Raw genomic sequence first — 18198 nt, 5'->3', positions numbered from 1 at the left:
ACCTCCCTGTTCAGCGGGCCTCGACAGTTTCGACTTTTGCCCCGACGTCCAAAGCGGACGCCATTGTCTTTCCTGGCAGCGGGTTCGCCGAGCCCGTTTGCTGAGGCGCCGACAGTTGCGCAAAAGTCTGCTGCTGCCCGAGCCAGGTCAGGTAATCCTGCTCGGTGTCGACCATCACCATGCCATGCATCAGCGGATGTCCCTGGCCGCAGAGCTCGGCGCACAGGACCTGGAAGGTTCCGGTCCTTGTTGGAGTGAACCAGAAATAGGTGACCGATCCCGGGATCATGTCCATCTTGGCGCGGAATTCCGGGATGTAGAAATCATGCAGCACGTCGATCGAACGCAGCAGCATCTTGACCGGTTTGCCGACCGGCAAGTGCAGGTCCGCCGCCTCGACCACGACGTCGTCCTGGCCGTTGGGATCCTTTGGGGCGATGCCTAGCGGGTTCTCAGCGGCTACTTCACGGGTGTCCGAAGTGCCGAGCTTGCCGTCCTTGCCCGGCAGGCGATAGCTCCACTGCCATTGCTGAGCAACGACCTCGATTTCGGTCGCATCGCTCGGCACGTTGACGAAGCGGCTCCAGACGAACAGGCCGGGAACGAGCAAGGCGGTGACGCCGATCGCAGTGACGATCGTCAGCCACCATTCGAGACGCTTGTTCTCCGGTTCGTATACCGCGCGATTGCCTTCGCGATGGCGAAAGCGGAACACGCAATACGCCATGAAGAGCACAACGGCGGCAAAAACGACGCCGGTGATCCAGAAGCTGATGATGATGGTGTGGTCGATATAGTCCCAGTTCGAGGCAATCGGCGTCCACCACCATGGGCTCAGGAAGTGGAACAACACCGAGCCCACGACGATCAAAACGAGTACAAGCGCGATGGCCATGTCCCGTCCTCCGGTATTTCATGGGAGCGCGAAGCATCCAACGCCAATACCAAGCCGCATCATGCTCGATTTCCGGTTGAAATTCCAGAGCCGACTAGCTGATGTGCAAAACGTTGCTGCGCGCCCGGACCTTTTGGGGCGGGGGGCCTTGGCGCAGCGGGCCCTTCGTCGAAGCATTGCCCTTACGGACGATGTGCAGAGGGCTGAATGGCCGGCTTGATGCCGCTGGCGGGTAGATCAACTAGTTCATTTTAGGCGTGCGGACGGCTGCCCTGGCCTTTTGCCGGCGAGATTTGACCGCCTCCAGCAGTTCGCGTTCGTTGGTGTGAGCATTTCGAAAGATGGCCACAACCAATACCGCTAGAATTTCGGCGTCCGGGTCCAAAGGATCGAGCTGTTCATCTGCGCAGACCTGATTGAACACGCGTTCGCAAACGGCCAGATCGAGAGGGCTAAGGCAGGTGCGATTGAAACGCCGACGCAGCATTTGAGCGAACCTTTCAGCGCCCGCCGCCCGTACTTTGCGGCGGGGCCTTGTCACCGAGGCTTGAAAAGATGTTGTCCCCAGCTTCTAGTAACGTTACTCCATGCTCGGCGATTGTGTTGTCAATAATCCCAAAATCTGTGCGCAGTCCCGAGATCTATATTGGCCGACCCGCATGAGCTGGTAATAGTCTTGCCGTTTGTTGTCAGGTATACGAAAGCCGCGTCGAAAGTCAGCCGCCTCTTTCGGGGCGCGAGTGCAGCCAAGTTTGCTGGCGCTGACTTTCAAACTCGCCAGTGAGCATCCGAGCTTTGCCGCAATGTCTTTCAAAGGCTCGTTGTTGACATATCCATCAAGAATTATCTTGCGGCGAGCTTCTCCTTTGACTTTTTCATTCATTACCTGGTCTCCTCAACGTCGCTTTCACGATGTCGGAATCTATAGGCGCCGGTCTGAAGTGTGTCGTTAGCCTCGTATCCAGAAACTTATCTCGGGATGCATTTCTTATTGTAACCCAGCGTGATTGACGATGCGGTCCACAGGCTTGCCAGATCCCGGGATACACCACATGATTGCGGGGGCATGGGCATACCGGAATCGGATATGGCACCACGCGCGATGGACGCTAAGGAGCAAGACGAGGCGCATACCGGGCCTGTACCGGAGCGTGAGCGACGGCGTTGGCCTCGCGACGTTCAACCCGACAACGAGGCGGCTCGGCCAATCGCGCCGGCACTGGAACCGCTGTCCTTTTCAACACTCGAACTGGCAGCAGAGGATCAATTCCCCGCTTGGCAAGCGCATGTGGCACCGCTTGTCGAGGTCAGGCTGCCGGATGACAAATCGCTGGACGACGGCTTCCCCGCAGCGCACAAGGCTTGGAATCTCGGCGGCATGCTGATCGTCGAACAGCGGACGCCGGCGCACAGTTATATCCGTTCCGCCGCAAAGCTTCGGTCCAGCTCGATCGATCATTGGTATGTCGTCTTGCCACATACCGGCCGGTCGTGGACGGAGGTCAATCGCCGTGTCGCGGAGGGCCAGCCGGGCAAACTTGAGATCAGGTCGCTAGGTTACCCGTTTCGCGGGAGGATGACCGAATCCGAAAGTCTCGTTCTATATTTGCCGCGTGATTTGTTCGCCGACGCGGCGGCAACCCTCGACGCAAACAACAATTCAATTCTTTCCGGCAATTTTGCAAACCTTTTGATCGACTATGTCGACGGCATCGTAACAAGACTGCGCAGCCTCACCGCTGACGACCTGCCTCGCATCGTACACGCAACCCGCAGCATGATCATTGCGTGCCTAGCGCCGCCGGCCGAACATGCGGCTGCGGCCGAACAACTGGCGAGTGTCGCGCTGATGGAGCGGGCCCGTCGATACGTCCAGAACAACCTGGAAGCGGCTCATCTGACGCCGGATTCAATGTGCCGGGCGCTCGGTGTTTCGCGATCTCGTCTCTACCAGCTGTTCGAACCGAGCGGTGGGGTGCTCCATTACATTCAAAGTCGCCGACTTCTAGCGGCCCATGTTGCGCTCAGCGATCCGGCGGACAGCCGGCGCATCGTTCAAATTGCGGAGGCCTTCGGGTTCAGTTCAGCGGCAAATTTCAGCCGGGCGTTCAGCAAGGAGTTCGGTTACAGCCCCCGCGAAGGGCGCAGGACGACGGTGTTGCCGCGCCCCGCCCACTCTGTTTCGCTTGGCGAGCACGAGAAGACCTCCTCGTTTGAAGGATGGCTCAAGGCGCTTGGAAGCTGATCATAGCATCCGCGGCGGACGTTTCATCAGTATGCCCGGAGTGATACTGGATCCGGCGACAATCCTTGCCGGGCAAGCGATCCTTGGCTGGCGGTACCCCATTGGGCAAAATCCCTGGCGAGAGATGCCGTGCCGATCGAGATATGTACGCCCGGATAAGTATCTGGATGCGCAGCTAACGACAGCGCGGCCTTATTCGTAGATGTTCGCTGTGACTTAGCGGGGGGCTCGGCACAGGCGGCAGGTTTCCAAGTTGGGGGGAATATCGCACCGCCTGTGCCGACCGCGCCGCCGCAAACCGTCAAAGGCGTAAGTGAGTTAGCGTGCCAAGGCCGAGGCGGCCGGTTGGTGTTCATTCCGCCGCAAAATAGCTTAGTGGGGGCTCGATGGCTTAGTGGGGGCTCGGCACAGGCGGCAGATGTCCAAGTTGGGGAAATCGGATCGCCTGTGCCGCTCGCGCTACCGCTATCCGTCGAAGGTGTGGCGTAGTTGAGTAAGCGTGCCAATGGCCGGGGGGCGGCTGGCCGGTGTTCATTCCGTCGCAGAATGGCTTAGTGGGGGCAAGGCACAGGCGGCAGGTGTCCAAATGGATACCAGATCGCCTGTGCCGCTCGCGCCACCGCTATCCGGCAAAGATGGTGGCGTAGTTGAGTCAGCGTGACAAGGTCGACGACGAACGGCTGGAGTTCATTCCGCCGCAGATACCAACTCTTGTCGAGCGGCCGCCCGAAGATGAAGGGTGGGTCCACGAGGCCAAATTCGACGGCTACCGCACGCAAATCATCATTGATAAGAACGGCGCGCGTCTTTACAACAAGAACGGACGCGACTGGACGACTAAATACTGGCCCATCGCGCTAGCTGTCGACCTGCCATGCCGGGCTGCCATTCTCGACGGCGAGGTGATTGTCTCAGGCGAGCGGGGCTCGCCCGGTTCTCCTGCGCTGGAAGCCGCGATCTGGAACGAGCCGAGCCGGCTGGTGTTCGTCGCTTTCGACATCCTCCACCTCGACGGCCGCAATCTTATCCCCTTATCCCTGCTGCAGCGCAAGCAAGCGCTGTGGCGACTGGTTGAGCCTGGCCTCGGCAAGATCCAATACAGCGAGCATTTTGAGGGCGACGCGCTCGCGATCTTTCGCGCCACCGAGAAAACCGAGCTCGACGGCGTCATCTCGAAACGCGCCGATAGCCCCTACCAGAGCGGACCGTCGAAAACGTGGCTCAAAACCAGATTTTTGAGAGAGCCGATCTCGAAACACTAGGTCTGTGATCGAGCCCAGGCCGCGAATTCCGCTCTGTCCTGTGGATCGCAATATTTCGAATCACGCCTGGCGCGACGCCGATTATCTGTCGATTCGCGATTTATTAACAATGAATGAACGTCCATCGTGGAATAACCTGCCCGCCAATCACAGCGGAGGATCCATTGCAATTACAGCGCATGCAGCGCTTGTTGAAATAGCGAGTTGAAAGTTTGCCAAGCTTGTTACTTATGCTATTTCTAAACTGGGGGACGCTAATTTTCACCGCCTACGGAGGTGGCTTTTGCGTTCAGAGGCATCAGGCGTCGGCACGCAGAATGAGGAGTCTTCCTCAAGCGATGGTTCACGTGCCGGCGAAGCGCTTCTCGCTAACCTGTTGGCGAATACGACCGAACTTCTATCGTTCTATGATAGCGACTTCCGCCTAACTCACTACGCCGCCAGGCTTAAACGCCTGTACGGAGGTGCGGTGGTGCCAGGCGCCGCCATTTGGGAGATCTATCCAAGCTTCCTCGATACGAGGTGCCGCGACGAATTTCTTCGGGTGTTCCAGGGCGGCTCTGCGGCAAGCATTGACCTGCCGCGCTCATCGGGCGAAGCGCCCCGCTCCGTTTTCGTCTTCGGCACTGCAGATGGCGTGGGAATCATTGAATCCCGGGAGCAGGGGGAGCGCAGCGCGGCGCAGGAGCAGGAGCATATGATTCTGCTCCATCAGGCGACGCACGACGTGCTGACCGGACTGCAGAATCGACGGCGATTCGGTGAGCGGCTGCAGCAAGCGCTGGCGGCCATCGGCGGATCTCAGCCAAAAGCCGCCCTGCTGCAAATCGATCTTGACGATTTCAAAGCGGTCAACGACACGCTCGGCCATGGGGCAGGCGACACGCTTCTGCAACTCGCGGCAGGTCGAATCCGCGACGCGCTGGAGGACGGCGAATCTGCGTACCGGTATGCCGGCGACGAGTTCGCCGTCATCCAATTGGGCAAGGAGCAGCCCGCGGAAGCCGAGCGCCTCGCCACATCGCTGGTCAACGCGTTCAAGGACCCTTTCGTCATCAACGGCATTCCCGTCTTCGTCGGTTCAAGTATCGGAATCGCTTTCGGGCCGGAGCACGGGACCGATGGCGAGCAGCTGATGAAAGCCGCAGATATTGCTCTTTACGCAGCCAAGACGGATGGTCGCGGCTGCGCTCGAACGTTCAATCGCTCGATGCTGTTGTTGCTTGAGCAACGCGAAAATCTGAGGCGCAGCCTTCGAACCGCGCTGGAGCGGGGCGAGCTTTACCTGGACTATCAGCCGCTCATCAGGCCTCCTTCGTCGGTGATTGGTTTCGAAGCGCTGCTGCGGTGGCGGCACCCCGAGATAGGAATCATTCCGCCCGGCGTGTTCATTCCGATCGCCGAAGCGGACGGTCTGATGGACGAAATTGGACGATGGGTGCTCGAGCAAGCTTGTCGCCAGGCATTGGCCTGGCCTTCCGCGCTGACAGTCGCAGTCAACCTGTCGCCGGCTCAGTTCCTGAGCGGTTCGCTGACGGACACGGTCGCTCAGATCATCGACGCAGTTGGAATCCGGGCTGAAAGGCTTGAACTCGAGATAACCGAAACGGTTCTTCTTGAGAAGACTATCGACAATATAGATACATTGAATACGTTGAACGTCCTGGGAATACGAATCTCGCTCGACGATTTTGGAACATACTATTCATCCTTGAGCTACCTTAAGAATTTTCCGTTTGATACCTTGAAGATAGATCAATACTTCATCGCGGACCTGGAGACGGATCTGAAGAGTCAAACGATTGTGCGATCGATCATAAGTCTGGCGCACGGCCTGGGAATTAGCGTCACCGCCGAGGGGGTCGAGACGGCGGCGCAGGCACGGTGGCTGATCAAGGAAAATTGCGATTACCTGCAAGGCAATTTCATGGGACGGCCGCTCGGATCCGAGGCAACCGGCGATTTCATCAGGCGGTCGCCGCCGAAGGGGCTGGAAGCGATGGAGGAATCAAATCGGGCGCGCTAGCCACTTGCACCGTTTGTAAATCGGAGGGCTGTAAAAACGATCGAGCTAGATGCCGCGCAATGCGGGACTGGCTCATCACGAGGCGGTCAAATTTCCGTCCCGGAGTTCATCGCGTCACCTGGGTTCAAATACGGATGGAATAGGAGAGGATGCGGATGGGATCTGTTCATGACCCGGTTGGCGAACCGACTTTTGAGCCGATGATCCAGATCGACATGGAAATCAAGACTTTTGTCTCCGCTTGGAAACACTGCGATTATGTCTCGACGTACATCGCCCGGATGATCAGTCAAAACAGATCAGACTCGGTGCGGCATTCGAATCTCTTTTCCTCTGCGTTCAACGAATTACTGGAAGTCGCCTTTCGTACCCGCCACGCCGACGGCGAACTGGCATGCAGGGTGTCTCGCCATGGCGCGACGGACAGGATCGAGCTGACATTTCCCTGCATGCCGGAGGAGCGCCAATTCTACGAAGAAGCCGTTTCGCAAGTCGTGGGATTTGAGGCCAAGGAGCGATATCTCAATTCTGTGTCTGGGGATCTGGCGCCCAGCCGGGAGGTGGTACTCCTGGAACTAGCTGTCGACTACAACGCGGCACTCAGGGTCGAGGAGGCCGACGGCGATGCGATCACGCTCGTCGTGGATCTTCCGCTTGAGGGCCTGCAACATTGAGCCCTTACAACCCGCACCCGCGCTTCAAGGCGCAATACGATGCGAACAACCAGGAGTACTCCATATCTGGAGTGGTCCGGCCTCAGGCGATCGATGAGCTTGGGCCCAGCCTGGCATTGCTTCGCGATGCGATCGGCCGAGTACGCGGCGTTCTCTACGTCAATGTCAGACGCTTGGCGCAGATGAACAACGCCGCATTTCACGCTTTTTCGAGGATCATCATCGATGCCTGTCGCGCTCGACCCGATCTCAAATTTGTTGTCATCACGTCGAGCGTCGTCGGATGGACCTCGCGAAAATTCGGTCGGCTGAGCGGAATCGAACCGAACATCACGGTCGAGGAGTATGACAGCGAATTCTATCCAGGGCAGGGCTTCCTCGAGGAAGGCGGGTTCGTTCCAATCCTGCGCACGCAGACAAAGATGACCTGGCGCCACGAGCGTGCAATCCTGCCGCGGCATGGCATGAGACCCGGGATCGTTATGGCCGACATCTGTTGCGGGATCGGCGATTTCGCCGTGCTCGTGCAGAAAGAGTTCCAGCCGTCGCGGATTGTCGCCCTCGACCACTCCATATCAAGCCTGGACTACGCCAGACGCGTGATGCGGGAGTTCGATATCCGGGGCATCGAATATACTTATGGCGATGCCTCGGAAATGCTGCTCGACGAGGAGCAGTTCGACTTGGTCACCTGCCGACATTCGCTTCAAATCTTCAATCGACCGGAACTCATCCTCAAGGAACTCTACCGCATATGCAAGCCAGGCGGGCGGGTCTACATCACCAACGAGAAGAATTCGCATTGCCTCGGCGAGCCGCGCGCCGAAAGCATCCGTTGGACATACAATGAAGTGGCGAAGCTGTTCGCGCATTTCGAAATGGACGTTGAGCTCGGGCCCAAGAGTCGCCGATATCTGATCGAAGCCGGATTCGACGACATACGTGTCGAGACCTTCACGGTCACCAACTTGGACGGAGATGCGCAGGACTTCGCCGATGTCATTGTAGCATGGGCCGATGTGTATGCCGGCGAGATGGCAACCAAACGCGGCGACGGGCCGGAGTTCGTTGCACGGTTCCGGCAGGGCTTCCAGGATCACATATTCGCTGCGCTACACCCCAAGGGTTATGCGGGTTGGCCGATCTGGGTCGCATCGGGGCGAAGGCCGCAATGAAAGCCGACGATCAGCCTACACCGCGCTTCGGCCTGCGCTCCTTCCGGGCGAAATTCGTATTGGTCGTCGGCGGCGCCGTGCTGTTCGACCTCCTGCTGAGCGGTGGCCTGGCGCTCTGGAACGTTCAAAAGCTGTCGCGCGACGCCACGTCGGAAGTCGGTGAGGGCCTGACCACCGCAAACCAGGAATACATTCGCTCCTATGCCGACTCGACAGCGTTAAGCGTCGACCTCCTGCTCGATCGAGTTCATGGGGACGTGAAAGCGCTGGCCGGCGTCCTGCAGGCCCAGACCGACGATCCGAGCCGGCAGCGACAGGTCGGAGCAACCCTTTCGCATGAAGCACCCGGCTCGGTGAAGGTCGTCTATGACGCGAAGGGCGATTGGGCGCAGAACCTGCCGGGCGCGCCTTCCGTGATTAGCGTCTGGGGCTACCTGCTGGGCGCCGACCACACGCCGCTGCCGAGCGTTGAGCAGGAAATCGAAGACAGTACCGTTCTGGATCTCGTCGCGCCGACCCTTATGGCCAGCGGATCGCCAAAACTGCAGATGTACTATATTGGTCCGAAGGAACGGCCGATCTTCAGGACGGTACCGTATACGGACCAGGCGCAGACCTTCGATCGACTCTATCCAGGCCACAACAAGGCGGAGTTCTGGGAGTTCTTCTTTCCGGGGATCTACGGGTCATGGCAGCAATGGGCGAGGGATCCAGCCTCGCGTCCAGTCCCCGACGACATCACTCAGACGGCGCCCTACACCGATGCGATCACGGGAAAGCTGATCGTCAGTTTCTTCCACCCGCTGTGGACGCGGGACCGTACCGGTATCGCCGGTGTAGCGGGTGCAGACATCACTCTCGATCAGCTCGCGGAAGTCGTCGAGCGCGTCAAGATCGCCGAAACCGGGTTCGGCTTCCTCACCATGTCGACCGGCAATGTAGTGGCGATCAATCCATCGGGCGAGGCGATCATAGGCCTGACTTCGTCCAACGATGCGGGCACGCAGGGCGTCACCGGGCTGGAGAGGTCGCTGCGGGGAAGCACGCAGCCGGCCATCGCGTCGCTGCCGCTCGACCAGAACAATGACGGTGTCATTCAGCATATCATGCTCGACAACAAGGGCGAACACGTACCCTACATAGTTGTCCTCAAAAGATTGAAGCCGACCAATCTATGGAGCTCGGGACCGATCAAGTCTGAAACGATGTCGGTCGGAATCGTCGTTCCAGAACGCGAAATCTATGCGTCCCTGGTCGCCGCGCAAAAGAGTATTTCCCGCGCGACCAATCGTATCCTGCTCTTTCAGGTCGCCGCCATCGTCGTTTCGCTTCTGATTGTATTTGCGGCAGTGCTCGGGATCTCGAAGCGGATCACGGCCGGCCTCAGGGCGCTTGCCAGCGCCGCCCAGAGGCTACAGTCCAAAGACTATTCGGTCCGCGTTCGCGTTCCAACGCGCGACGAGGTTGGAGCGGTCGGGGTCGCCTTCAACCGTATGGCCGAGCAGATCAGCTTTCACACGGAAAACCTCGAGCAACTCGTCGACGAACGCACCAGGGAACTCGGCGACGCAAATCAGGAGATTTCCGCGCTCAACGAAAAGCTGCGGGACGAGAACGTCCGTCTCGGCGCCGAACTCGCGGTCGCCAGGCAAATCCAGATGATGGTCCTGCCGAAACCGTTCGAACTCGAAGCGATTCCGGGGCTGGAGATCGCGGCCTACATGCGGCCGGCCGACGAGGTGGGCGGGGACTACTACGACGTCCTCCAGAACGGATCACGGGTCAAGATAGGCATCGGCGACGTGACCGGTCATGGTCTCGAGAGCGGCGTGCTGATGCTGATGGTCCAATCCGTTGCACGCGCACTGCAGGAGGCCAACGAAGGCGATCCGCACCAGTTTCTGGTTCGTCTGAACAGAGCCATCTACAAGAACATCGAGCGGACGAACACCGACAAGCATCTCTCGCTGGCCTTTCTTGACTTTGAGGATGGGCGGGTAACGCTATCCGGCCAGCACGAGGACATTCTCGTCGTGCGTGCGGATGGGGACGTCGAACGTATCGACACGCTTGATCTGGGTCTGCCCGTTGGCCTGGAGAATGACATCTCGCAGTTCGTTGACACGCGAGACATCGTGTTCGGGAGCGGCGACGTAATCGTGTTGCACACCGACGGTGTGACCGAGGCGGAAGATGAAGACAGAAGACTGTTCGGGTTCGATCGCCTCTGCAAGAGCGTGCAAAAGCGCCATGGCAGGAGCGCCGAGGACATCAAGACCGGGATCATCGAGGATTTGATGGCCCATATCGGAATCCAGAAGATCCACGACGACATCACCCTCGTGATCATAAGGCATACGTAGGATGACAGCGCTGTTCGGTACGCCTGACATTGCAATAGGGATGAAGGGGAGCGTCAGTCGCGTGCGGCTGTTCGACGGACCTCTCGACTTGAGTTGGCGTCATTGCGCCACGACCTCGGACTTCATCGCCGATCTTTTCGCGTTGCGCTTTCAGTCGTCGCGCAATGACTACATGGAGGTGCGGCATAGCATCGGATATCTGGTCAACGAACTCATCGAAAACGCCGTCAAGTTCCGCGCACCAGGCGAAATCGTGGTTGAGGCGTCGATGGATTCGGAGTGCTTCAAGCTGAAGGTGTCGAATGACGTCGATGGTGAAATCGCGTCCGAGTTCCAAAGCCTTCTGGCGGACATCACGGTTGGCGACCCAAAGGACCTGCTGATACAGCGGATTGAGGCGAATGCCGCGAACCCCGACGTGGGGAGCTCCGGGCTTGGATTGCTGACGTTGATGAGCGACTATGGCGCACGCTTGGCCTGGATATTCAGCCCCGCCGATGAAAACGATCGTATTTGCCTGGAAACATATGCCTCCATTCCGATCTCGCCAACTCACAACTAGATGAAACGAAGCCAGATATGGAAATCAAGACAGACGACTACCGCGTGTGGACTGAGGGAAGCGATATCTTTTTCGACGGTGCAATGCGGCTTGCCAGTTCCGAGGCGGGTGCGCCGATCACGGCTTTGGCGACCAGTGTTCTTGCCTCAAATCCCGCTTCCATCACACTCAATTTGAAGGACCTTCACTTTCTCAACTCTTCCGGCATCAACCTGCTGGCGAAATTTACCATCGAGGTGCGCAAGCATCCCGATGTTCGACTTGTCGTGCGCGGAACGCCCGACATACCCTGGCAATCGAAATCATTGCCGAACCTGAAGAAGCTGCATCCCGCTCTGGTGCTTTTGATGAACTAACGTCAACGCGTCTCGATCGAGCCATTGCCCGCGAGGTGCCCGCCGTCCGATGATTTCCTGATCGGTATCCAGCTGATATTCGGGACTGTCAGATCAGCAGCAGGCCCTTCATCGAGGCATTGCCCTTGCGGCCGATGATGATGTGGTCGTGCACGGCGATGCCGAGCGGCTTGGCCGTCTCGATGATCTGCTTGGTCATGTCGATGTCGGCGCGCGAGGGCGTCGGGTCGCCGGACGGGTGGTTATGCAACTTCCTCCTTCTACAGGGTATCTCATTGAAAAATATGTATAATATAAGTCTTACTCACGGCGTTGGGGCCGGCGCTTGGGGGCGATGCGACGGCCTCTTTCTTAACCAATCACGCTCACTCATCGGCGTCCATCGCCAATCGCGCCGGGGCACGGCACACCACCGTATTCTTCTGATCCCACGCCTCCAGTTCCTCAACCGGATACAAGACCGCTTTGCCAAGCTTTACGTAGGCCGGTCCAATCCTTTTGGCACGCCAATTTCGAAGCGTTCCGAGCGAGATGCTACCGCGATATCGTTCTGCTACCTCTTCTGCTGTCAGAAATTTCCCGTAACTCATCAGACTCTCCAAATCTCTGGCATCAGGCCGAGTAAGAAGGCGCAGGCACGTTCCCAAACTGTGGACAACGCAGCTACACGGCGATGAGTGTATATGTGTCCGAGAAATGGAAGCCGCCATACGCGCAAGTAGAACCTGCGGATATCGCCGGATAGAAATCGGATTGACTGCTAACCCGTTTGGAGGGCTGACCCTGTTCGGCGTGAAGGGGCGGAGTAACGGGCCTTTGGAGGCAAGTGCTTGTTGTTATTGCCTTTACCGGTCGCCGTACTCAGAGGTCAAGCTTTCCGCTCAGGTGCTGGATCTTGGCCAAACGCATTTCGCCAAAGGGACCATTGCTTCCGCCCATACAACCGCTCGAACTCAACCGACAAAGGGGCATCCCGTTCGCCTCTCATGGGATGTCGAGTCGCCGGGAGAGATACGTCAACACAGCGCTACAACTACGTTCGTCTGTTAAGGGGCGTTTTTCACGCGAGTTTTGCAGCTTCAAAGCCGGTCCCCGCAACCAATTCTATCATAAATCTATAACCGTCCCGGTCTAACCGGGGCGGTTTTTGCGCATTTGAGCGGTGATCCCAAAGCATGTTCTCAATCCCCATCGCTCGCGCCGTGCAAGGGAGCGCTGCCGTGCAGGAACATCTCCATTTCCCGCTTCAGGAATTCGTCGTAGCGCGCCGACAGCTCGTCTAGTACTCCCATCATCTTCATCTGGCCAATCGACCAGATGGCCAAGCCGCGATCGCCGAACGGGCCTCCAGTTGTCTCCTCAACGATGGCGAACGCCTCCGCTTGAGTGAGCGGGCGGTGCAATTTCGAGCAAAGATAGGCATAGGTTGCCGGAAATTTTCTCCTGATCGCGCGCCAGGATTTCTCCGAGATCGTGGGCGCCTTAAGCGCGGCTTTGCTGACGAGCCATCCTTCCGCGGCATGGGCGATCAGCTCTGGAAGCGCCTCCGCGATGCGCGCGCCTGTCGCGTGCTGGATGAATATTTTCGCTGGTAATGGCTCGCGGCTCGCTTGCCATTCGCGCCATGCGAGCTCGACATCGAGCAGCAATGCGTCATTCGCCATCGCCTTCAGCCAACGTGCGGCTGCAGCCTTGTTTCCTCGATCAATCCAACGATCGAGGATTGCCTTCCGCGCCTCCACCGAAAGGAAGGGATAGATGGCCGAAAGCAGGCTGTCCGTTCGCGGGCCTACGCGGCGGCCCTTAGCGGGTAGCGCAATCAGGTCCGCGCTCAATCGGTCGAGTTCTCTCGTGTTGCAGCCATCGTTGCCAACGCGGATCAGACGTGTCCGGAGTGCTCGTATGAGTACCTTGTCCGTCTCAAGATAGCGGAATGTGGCGGTCCGCAGCTCCGAAGCGCTGAGGCAAGCCACGTAAGCGTGAAGCAGATTGCGTCCGAGATCATCCCGGATGTGAATCGAACAGGCTTCGATGCGGCTCAGCTTCAGCGCGAGCGTTTCGTCCTCTATTGCCGGTGTGTCGTCTGCGGCTCCGAAAGTCATGGCTCAACTGGGCTTCTTGGCGTCCTTTTGGCGATCAGCGATGCTTGTGAGCCAGCTCTCAAGCTTGACGACCTCGTCTAGAAGGTCCGCATGCGTGACGGTTTCCGGGTTCAGTGTTTCCGCCGTAGCGTGAAGTTCCTCGGAGAGACGACCGCGCGCGGCTGTGACGCTTTTTACGTCCGCTTCTTCGAGAACAGCTAGCTTGAACAGGCTCGTTCCCCTGATCGCATTGTCGAACCTTCCCAGAACGGGGAAGATGAAGTCGGCAATGCCTTGATCCCACGACTCGCGAAGCTGCTCGATGATACCTTTGGCGAAGATCGTTCGCCTGGCGTCGGCCCAACCGTCGAAATGAGGTTTCGCCGCTTTCAGCTCGGATCGGAGCGCCTGGCCCAACTGCCACGCGGACTTCGCTTTCATCGGAAGCTCAGCTTCAACGAAGCCCGGACGATTCTGTTTGCGAGCTACTGTTTGGTAGTAGATCGGCATCGCTTTCGCCTCCGCCTCCCGTCGCAGTTCGAAAAGAAACGCGAGATCGTGCGTGAAAACGACGACTTGCCGGTGCGCGGATTCTTCGACAAGCCGGGCTGCGACAGCCTTCCGATGAATGTGGTCGAGAGAGGACATCGGATCGTCGAAGACGATGCCGGAATATTGCTTCGCAGTCACCAGCTCGGCCAAAAATGCCGCAAGCGCCACGCAGCGGTGCTCGCCCTCACTGAAAATATCGCCGACCGGCTCGTCCGGCTTCTCGACGAGTGTGACCTGAAAGTACGACACCGCCGCTGCATCTTTGATCTTCTTCAGCTCGACGGGCATGCGCGCGAGCTTCAGCTTTTCGATCTCTCGGGCGAACCGCCCGCGAAGCGCGTTGGTAACGATACGGTCCGAGAGCTCCTTGTTTTTGTCCGTAACTCCGCGCTTGGCCGTATCCTTGATGGCCTTCCTGATTTCCCGCGCTTCCTTGAGCCGCTCGATCTCCGCCTTGAGGTCAGGCACCAGCGGCGAAAGCCCCTCGCGTGCCTTGAGTTCCCGATATTCATCAAGCAGGGCTGTATATTCGGGGCTGCCGTGGTCCGCCGCCAGTTGGGCTGCCCGCGCTCCTAAGCCAGCCGACGCAACCGCGAGTTCGGCTTCCGGCAGGACCGCCACCTGTTGCGGGGCCGTTGCTTCCCGGATCAACGCGCGCAGGCGCCAGGCCGCGATCAACGCACATCTGCGAACCGAAATCGCGAGTTGCGCGTCACCGAGATCACCATCAATGGATCTGATCAGCTCGAGGATTGCTTTCATGCCGATCCTTGAGTTTCGAGCGTCCGTCAGGAATGCGCGATAGCGCACCTCGGCGGCTTCCTCCTCCGCGCGCGTCCTGCTCTTCACGAAACCCTCGAAGGCGTTGCGGCGCTTGATCGCATCATCACCCAGCGGCTGCTGACATAGCACGCAAAGCTCGTCATGGCCTTCTTCGTCCGGAAAATGCTTTTCGGGGTAGGCCACCTCATCGGAATATTTCCGGGCGGCCTCCCAGAGCGCGCGCCATGTCGGCTCGCCGATATGGGGTAACGGCGATGCCGCGAATAAGTCATCGGAGGCAAGCCGAGCGGCCGAAACCGCAGCGTCGCGTTCCCCGCTCAATTTCTCCCGTAATTGAAACGCGCTTGCGGAAGCCGCTTTCACAAGCCGCTTCAGCATTGTAGCACCATCGTCGAGACGGCCTTTGTGGTAGGCAAGACGCGTCGAGGCGCGTTGCGGGTCCTGTGCAAGATCGCTTTCGAGCGTAATCAGCCGATGATTTTCGTCGTCGGAGAGTTTTGCGAGCAGATCCAACTGGGCGACATTCGCGATGGCAGAAAGTTCGTGGACGAACGCGCCCGCCGCCGTGGCCGGATGGAGCTTAGAGTTCTTGATTGAGAGCGGCGTCTGGGCTGACAACTCGGCGAGCTTGGCGTCCAGATTGCTTTTCAGCTTATCGCATGCGGCGGCGAGGCCCTCAAGGACCTGCATCGGCTGCGGGATGTAGGCAACCGCGTTGGTCTTCTCGACATGGACGTTTGCGCTGCGCGAGTCAAAGATGCTGATTGACGGCAGATCGGGATTCGCGGGCGTGTCGGGCGTCCATGCGAAGCTTTGCTCGACCGGTCCACGCATATAGACGAGGCTTGCCGACTGCGGCGCCTGAGGACTGCCTTCAATGTCCCTGAGAATCTTCAGCCCGCGGTCGCGCGTCCGGCACGCGTGCTTGAGAATACGGACGAAGCCGGATTTGCCTGAACCGTTGTCGCCATAGATTACAGTGAGGCCCGTCTTGGAGAATTCGAGCGTCTGGTCGGGGGCGAGAGCGTTTATGCCGGTTGGTTTCTCGATCCGCAGCAGGGAAATTGGTACGCCCGTGGCTTGCTGCGCGGAGACGTGATCGTCAGACAAAACCTCATGAGGGAGCGTGGGGTCGAGACAGAGTTTTGTCAGCTGCTCCAGGTCGTTGGAAGTGAGCGGCCTGCTGGCAACAAGGCGCCTTAACGCGTCCCGCTGCCAGACCGGACGATCTAGCGACCACGACAGGATCTCGGCAAATGCGTCGTTCTCGCCGAAGACCTGCCCAAGGTCCGGCGTCGCGGAAATCGTAGCCGCTTCGTCCTTAAGCTCCCGCATCCTCACCCCGCCCCGACTTCGCCTTGAGCGACTTTAAGGAGAGCAAGACAAAGGGCTGGCCGTGATCGATATTCACGCGCAAAGACCTTTCTCCATACTCCCCCGGCGGTGCGAGTGCGACAAGCAGCCTGCTCTGGAGCGTGTGCTCTTCGCCATCGGGCGGAAGTGTCATGCGTTCGGGAAGGCGGCGGAAGAACGACGTTTCATACACCCAGACATCGTTGCCCTTCAACAAGACGAGAAGCTGGCGGATGCGCCGGCGCAGCGCGATCTCTTCCGCAGGCTCGATATTCTTCAGTATGTCCCTCTTCGCATAGGTGAGGCCACCAAGGATTTCGAACAGTTCTTCTGCGTAGGCGCTGGTCTCTTCGGTGAAAGCAATTTCGATTGTCGTGACGAGGTCATGGGAATGTGATGCTTCGTGATAGAGGCGCGTCTCGTCGGATGTCGCGTAGGCATAATCCCAATCGAAGCGCGGAATGATCTGTGGCCGCTCCTCCGAAGCAGAGTTCACCGGTGGGACAGGAGGGATAGGAGGCTCCAGCGCCTCCACCCCAGCCGGTCCACCTTCCGAATAGATGATCTGCTCGCGACGCACGCCGAGCGCTTTCGCCAACCGATCGACCGTCGTCATGGGAATGGCAGCGTTGTTGTTTTCGATCATACGGAGCTTGCGTTCGCTGACGCCGATTTCCGCCGCCATCTCCTTTTGCGTGCTCAGCCGTTCAAGGCCGTCGCGCAACTGTTTGATCGTAGCTCCTTTGGCAGTGTATTTCTTCATATACGCCTCTTCTACTTGGCACATCCTACAACAGAATGGACCACGGCGTGAGGCAAATGATCGGCAAGCGACCGGCAACGAGGCGGCAAGAACAGGCAACTGCGACCGGCACGCTGAATTGATTTGGGCAGTGACGTCCGCTAGCGTGGACAGAAGACTTAGAGCTGCTTGTCAGCTTCCGGCCCCGAAAAGCACCTGTGGAAGTTCTAACAATCGGCGATCGACGAGTTCCTAGGAGCGTGTCGATCTTTCTTGCTCGCATCACTCCGGTCGAATCGCGTGTGCTTCTCCAGGAAGTTGGAGAGTCCATTGTATCGAAAGTATGAGGCACCCTGGGGTTCGAGTCGGACGACCGCTACATCGCGAGACCCACTATCGAGGAAGCACTCTTCTGCTATCGGCGACGCTCAGTCCAAAGCGCAAACGTCGCCGAAGATCGCCCGGAATGATGGTGGACGCGCGGGTGGTCTCGATTGGCTACCCGCACCTGTTGAAGCGCCCGAGGTTGGACGTTCCGACTTGCTTGGCTTCACTAAACCCTGGGTCTGCGTTTGGCAGGGGCCTTTTTTGCCGGCGTTGGTTGCGGTTTGCGTCCAAGCCCCGCAGCCTTCGCGAGCGTAGATCTTTGAGCCGCGTAGTTCGGTGCTACCATCGGATAGTCTGGCTTCAATCCCCACTTTTCGCGGTATTCGTTCGGAGCCAGCCCATAGTGAACCGCAAGATGACGTTTCAGCGATTTGAATTTCTTCCCGTCTTCCAGGCAGATGATGTAGTCCGGGGTTACCGACCTTTTCGGATTGACGGCGGGTTCCTGCTGAGACGACTCGGGCACATTCGGCTGACCAAGGCCCGTAAGCGACGAATGGATCGACGCGATAAGGTCTGGCAATCCAGCGACGGGCAGGGGGTTTTGGCTGACGTAGGCAGAGACAATGTCTGCCGTCAGCCCGACCAGATCAGCCGTCGCGGCTTCGTTTTGATCGTAAGCGGTGTTCCCGGGCCACGACGCAACCTTGGTAGTCGGCGCAGCGGATGCCTTGCGCCCGAACCTCCAGGATTCGCGAGTGCCGACTGTTGGGCCGCAACACCTCGGCGCAACCATCGGATA

The 18198-nt window shown here is 58.6% G+C and carries 16 protein-coding genes and 1 pseudogene; 8 read left to right on the top strand and 9 right to left on the bottom strand.

Annotated elements, in window-relative coordinates; genetic code table 11:
• Positions 1 to 10: 10 nt before the first annotated feature.
• The 3 genes from EOA32_RS08295 to EOA32_RS08285 form a co-directional block, all read right to left on the bottom strand.
• Positions 11 to 895 (bottom strand): cytochrome c oxidase subunit II, encoded by an 885-nt coding sequence (locus EOA32_RS08295; RefSeq protein ID WP_067000063.1) that lies wholly within the window; start codon positions 893 to 895, stop codon positions 11 to 13.
• A 241-nt stretch (positions 896 to 1136) separates the two neighbouring features.
• Positions 1137 to 1382, bottom strand: a complete 246-nt coding sequence (locus EOA32_RS08290) for a hypothetical protein (protein ID WP_095780722.1) — start codon at positions 1380 to 1382, stop codon at positions 1137 to 1139.
• A 93-nt stretch (positions 1383 to 1475) separates the two neighbouring features.
• Positions 1476 to 1778: a hypothetical protein gene (locus EOA32_RS08285; RefSeq protein WP_127214219.1), complete on the bottom strand. Its 303-nt coding sequence runs from the start codon at positions 1776 to 1778 to the stop codon at positions 1476 to 1478.
• A gap of 183 nt (positions 1779 to 1961) precedes the next feature.
• On the opposite strand from EOA32_RS08285, the gene EOA32_RS08280 reads away from it, so the two are divergent.
• The 8 genes from EOA32_RS08280 to EOA32_RS08245 all read left to right on the top strand — a co-directional run bounded on the left by EOA32_RS08280 (position 1962) and on the right by EOA32_RS08245 (position 11558).
• A complete protein-coding gene (locus EOA32_RS08280) occupies positions 1962 to 3140 on the top strand; it encodes an AraC family transcriptional regulator (RefSeq protein WP_245499207.1) in 1179 nt (392 codons plus the stop codon).
• Positions 3141 to 3787: 647 nt separating this feature from the next.
• Positions 3788 to 4402 (top strand): DNA ligase, encoded by a 615-nt coding sequence (locus EOA32_RS08275; protein WP_095779207.1) that lies wholly within the window; start codon positions 3788 to 3790, stop codon positions 4400 to 4402.
• Between the two features lie 376 nt (positions 4403 to 4778).
• Complete coding sequence (locus tag EOA32_RS08270; protein WP_095829615.1) at positions 4779 to 6428, top strand: bifunctional diguanylate cyclase/phosphodiesterase; 1650 nt, start codon at positions 4779 to 4781, stop codon at positions 6426 to 6428.
• A gap of 155 nt (positions 6429 to 6583) precedes the next feature.
• Positions 6584 to 7102 (top strand): ubiquinone biosynthesis methyltransferase UbiE, encoded by a 519-nt coding sequence (locus EOA32_RS08265; protein ID WP_179294625.1) that lies wholly within the window; start codon positions 6584 to 6586, stop codon positions 7100 to 7102.
• Positions 7099 to 8277: a class I SAM-dependent methyltransferase gene (locus tag EOA32_RS08260; RefSeq protein ID WP_128371446.1), complete on the top strand. Its 1179-nt coding sequence runs from the start codon at positions 7099 to 7101 to the stop codon at positions 8275 to 8277. Before EOA32_RS08265 ends, EOA32_RS08260 begins: the two co-directional genes overlap by 4 nt.
• On the top strand, positions 8274 to 10640 hold the full coding sequence (locus EOA32_RS08255; protein WP_095779297.1) for a SpoIIE family protein phosphatase: 2367 nt from the start codon (positions 8274 to 8276) through the stop codon (positions 10638 to 10640). Before EOA32_RS08260 ends, EOA32_RS08255 begins: the two co-directional genes overlap by 4 nt.
• Before the next feature lies 1 nt (position 10641).
• A complete protein-coding gene (locus tag EOA32_RS08250; RefSeq protein WP_176477834.1) occupies positions 10642 to 11202 on the top strand; it encodes an ATP-binding protein in 561 nt (186 codons plus the stop codon).
• A gap of 17 nt (positions 11203 to 11219) precedes the next feature.
• Positions 11220 to 11558, top strand: a complete 339-nt coding sequence (locus EOA32_RS08245; protein ID WP_067000080.1) for a hypothetical protein — start codon at positions 11220 to 11222, stop codon at positions 11556 to 11558.
• Between the two features lie 88 nt (positions 11559 to 11646).
• Here the strand turns inward: EOA32_RS08245 and EOA32_RS08240 are convergent.
• The 6 genes and pseudogenes from EOA32_RS08240 to EOA32_RS08215 form a co-directional block, all read right to left on the bottom strand.
• Positions 11647 to 11808: pseudogene (locus tag EOA32_RS08240) on the bottom strand (JAB domain-containing protein); the annotation flags it as partial.
• Between the two features lie 115 nt (positions 11809 to 11923).
• A complete protein-coding gene (locus EOA32_RS08235) occupies positions 11924 to 12148 on the bottom strand; it encodes a helix-turn-helix domain-containing protein (protein WP_128371444.1) in 225 nt (74 codons plus the stop codon).
• Positions 12149 to 12739: 591 nt separating this feature from the next.
• Positions 12740 to 13660: a hypothetical protein gene (locus tag EOA32_RS08230; RefSeq protein WP_128371443.1), complete on the bottom strand. Its 921-nt coding sequence runs from the start codon at positions 13658 to 13660 to the stop codon at positions 12740 to 12742.
• Between the two features lie 3 nt (positions 13661 to 13663).
• Positions 13664 to 16309 carry an AAA family ATPase gene (locus EOA32_RS08225; protein ID WP_128371442.1) on the bottom strand — a complete coding sequence of 882 codons (2646 nt, stop codon included), beginning with the start codon at positions 16307 to 16309 and terminating at the stop codon, positions 13664 to 13666.
• Positions 16296 to 17090 (bottom strand): helix-turn-helix transcriptional regulator, encoded by a 795-nt coding sequence (locus EOA32_RS08220; RefSeq protein WP_128371441.1) that lies wholly within the window; start codon positions 17088 to 17090, stop codon positions 16296 to 16298. Before EOA32_RS08220 ends, EOA32_RS08225 begins: the two co-directional genes overlap by 14 nt.
• Before the next feature lie 532 nt (positions 17091 to 17622).
• Positions 17623 to 18045: a MucR family transcriptional regulator gene (locus EOA32_RS08215; RefSeq protein ID WP_128371453.1), complete on the bottom strand. Its 423-nt coding sequence runs from the start codon at positions 18043 to 18045 to the stop codon at positions 17623 to 17625.
• Between the last annotated feature and the right edge of the window lie 153 nt (positions 18046 to 18198).

The sequence above is a fragment of the Mesorhizobium sp. M1A.F.Ca.ET.072.01.1.1 genome, assembly GCF_004023325.1.
Classification (GTDB): domain Bacteria; phylum Pseudomonadota; class Alphaproteobacteria; order Rhizobiales; family Rhizobiaceae; genus Mesorhizobium.
Note: the sequence above shows the minus strand (reverse complement) of the source record. Positions and strands in the feature narration are given on the sequence as shown.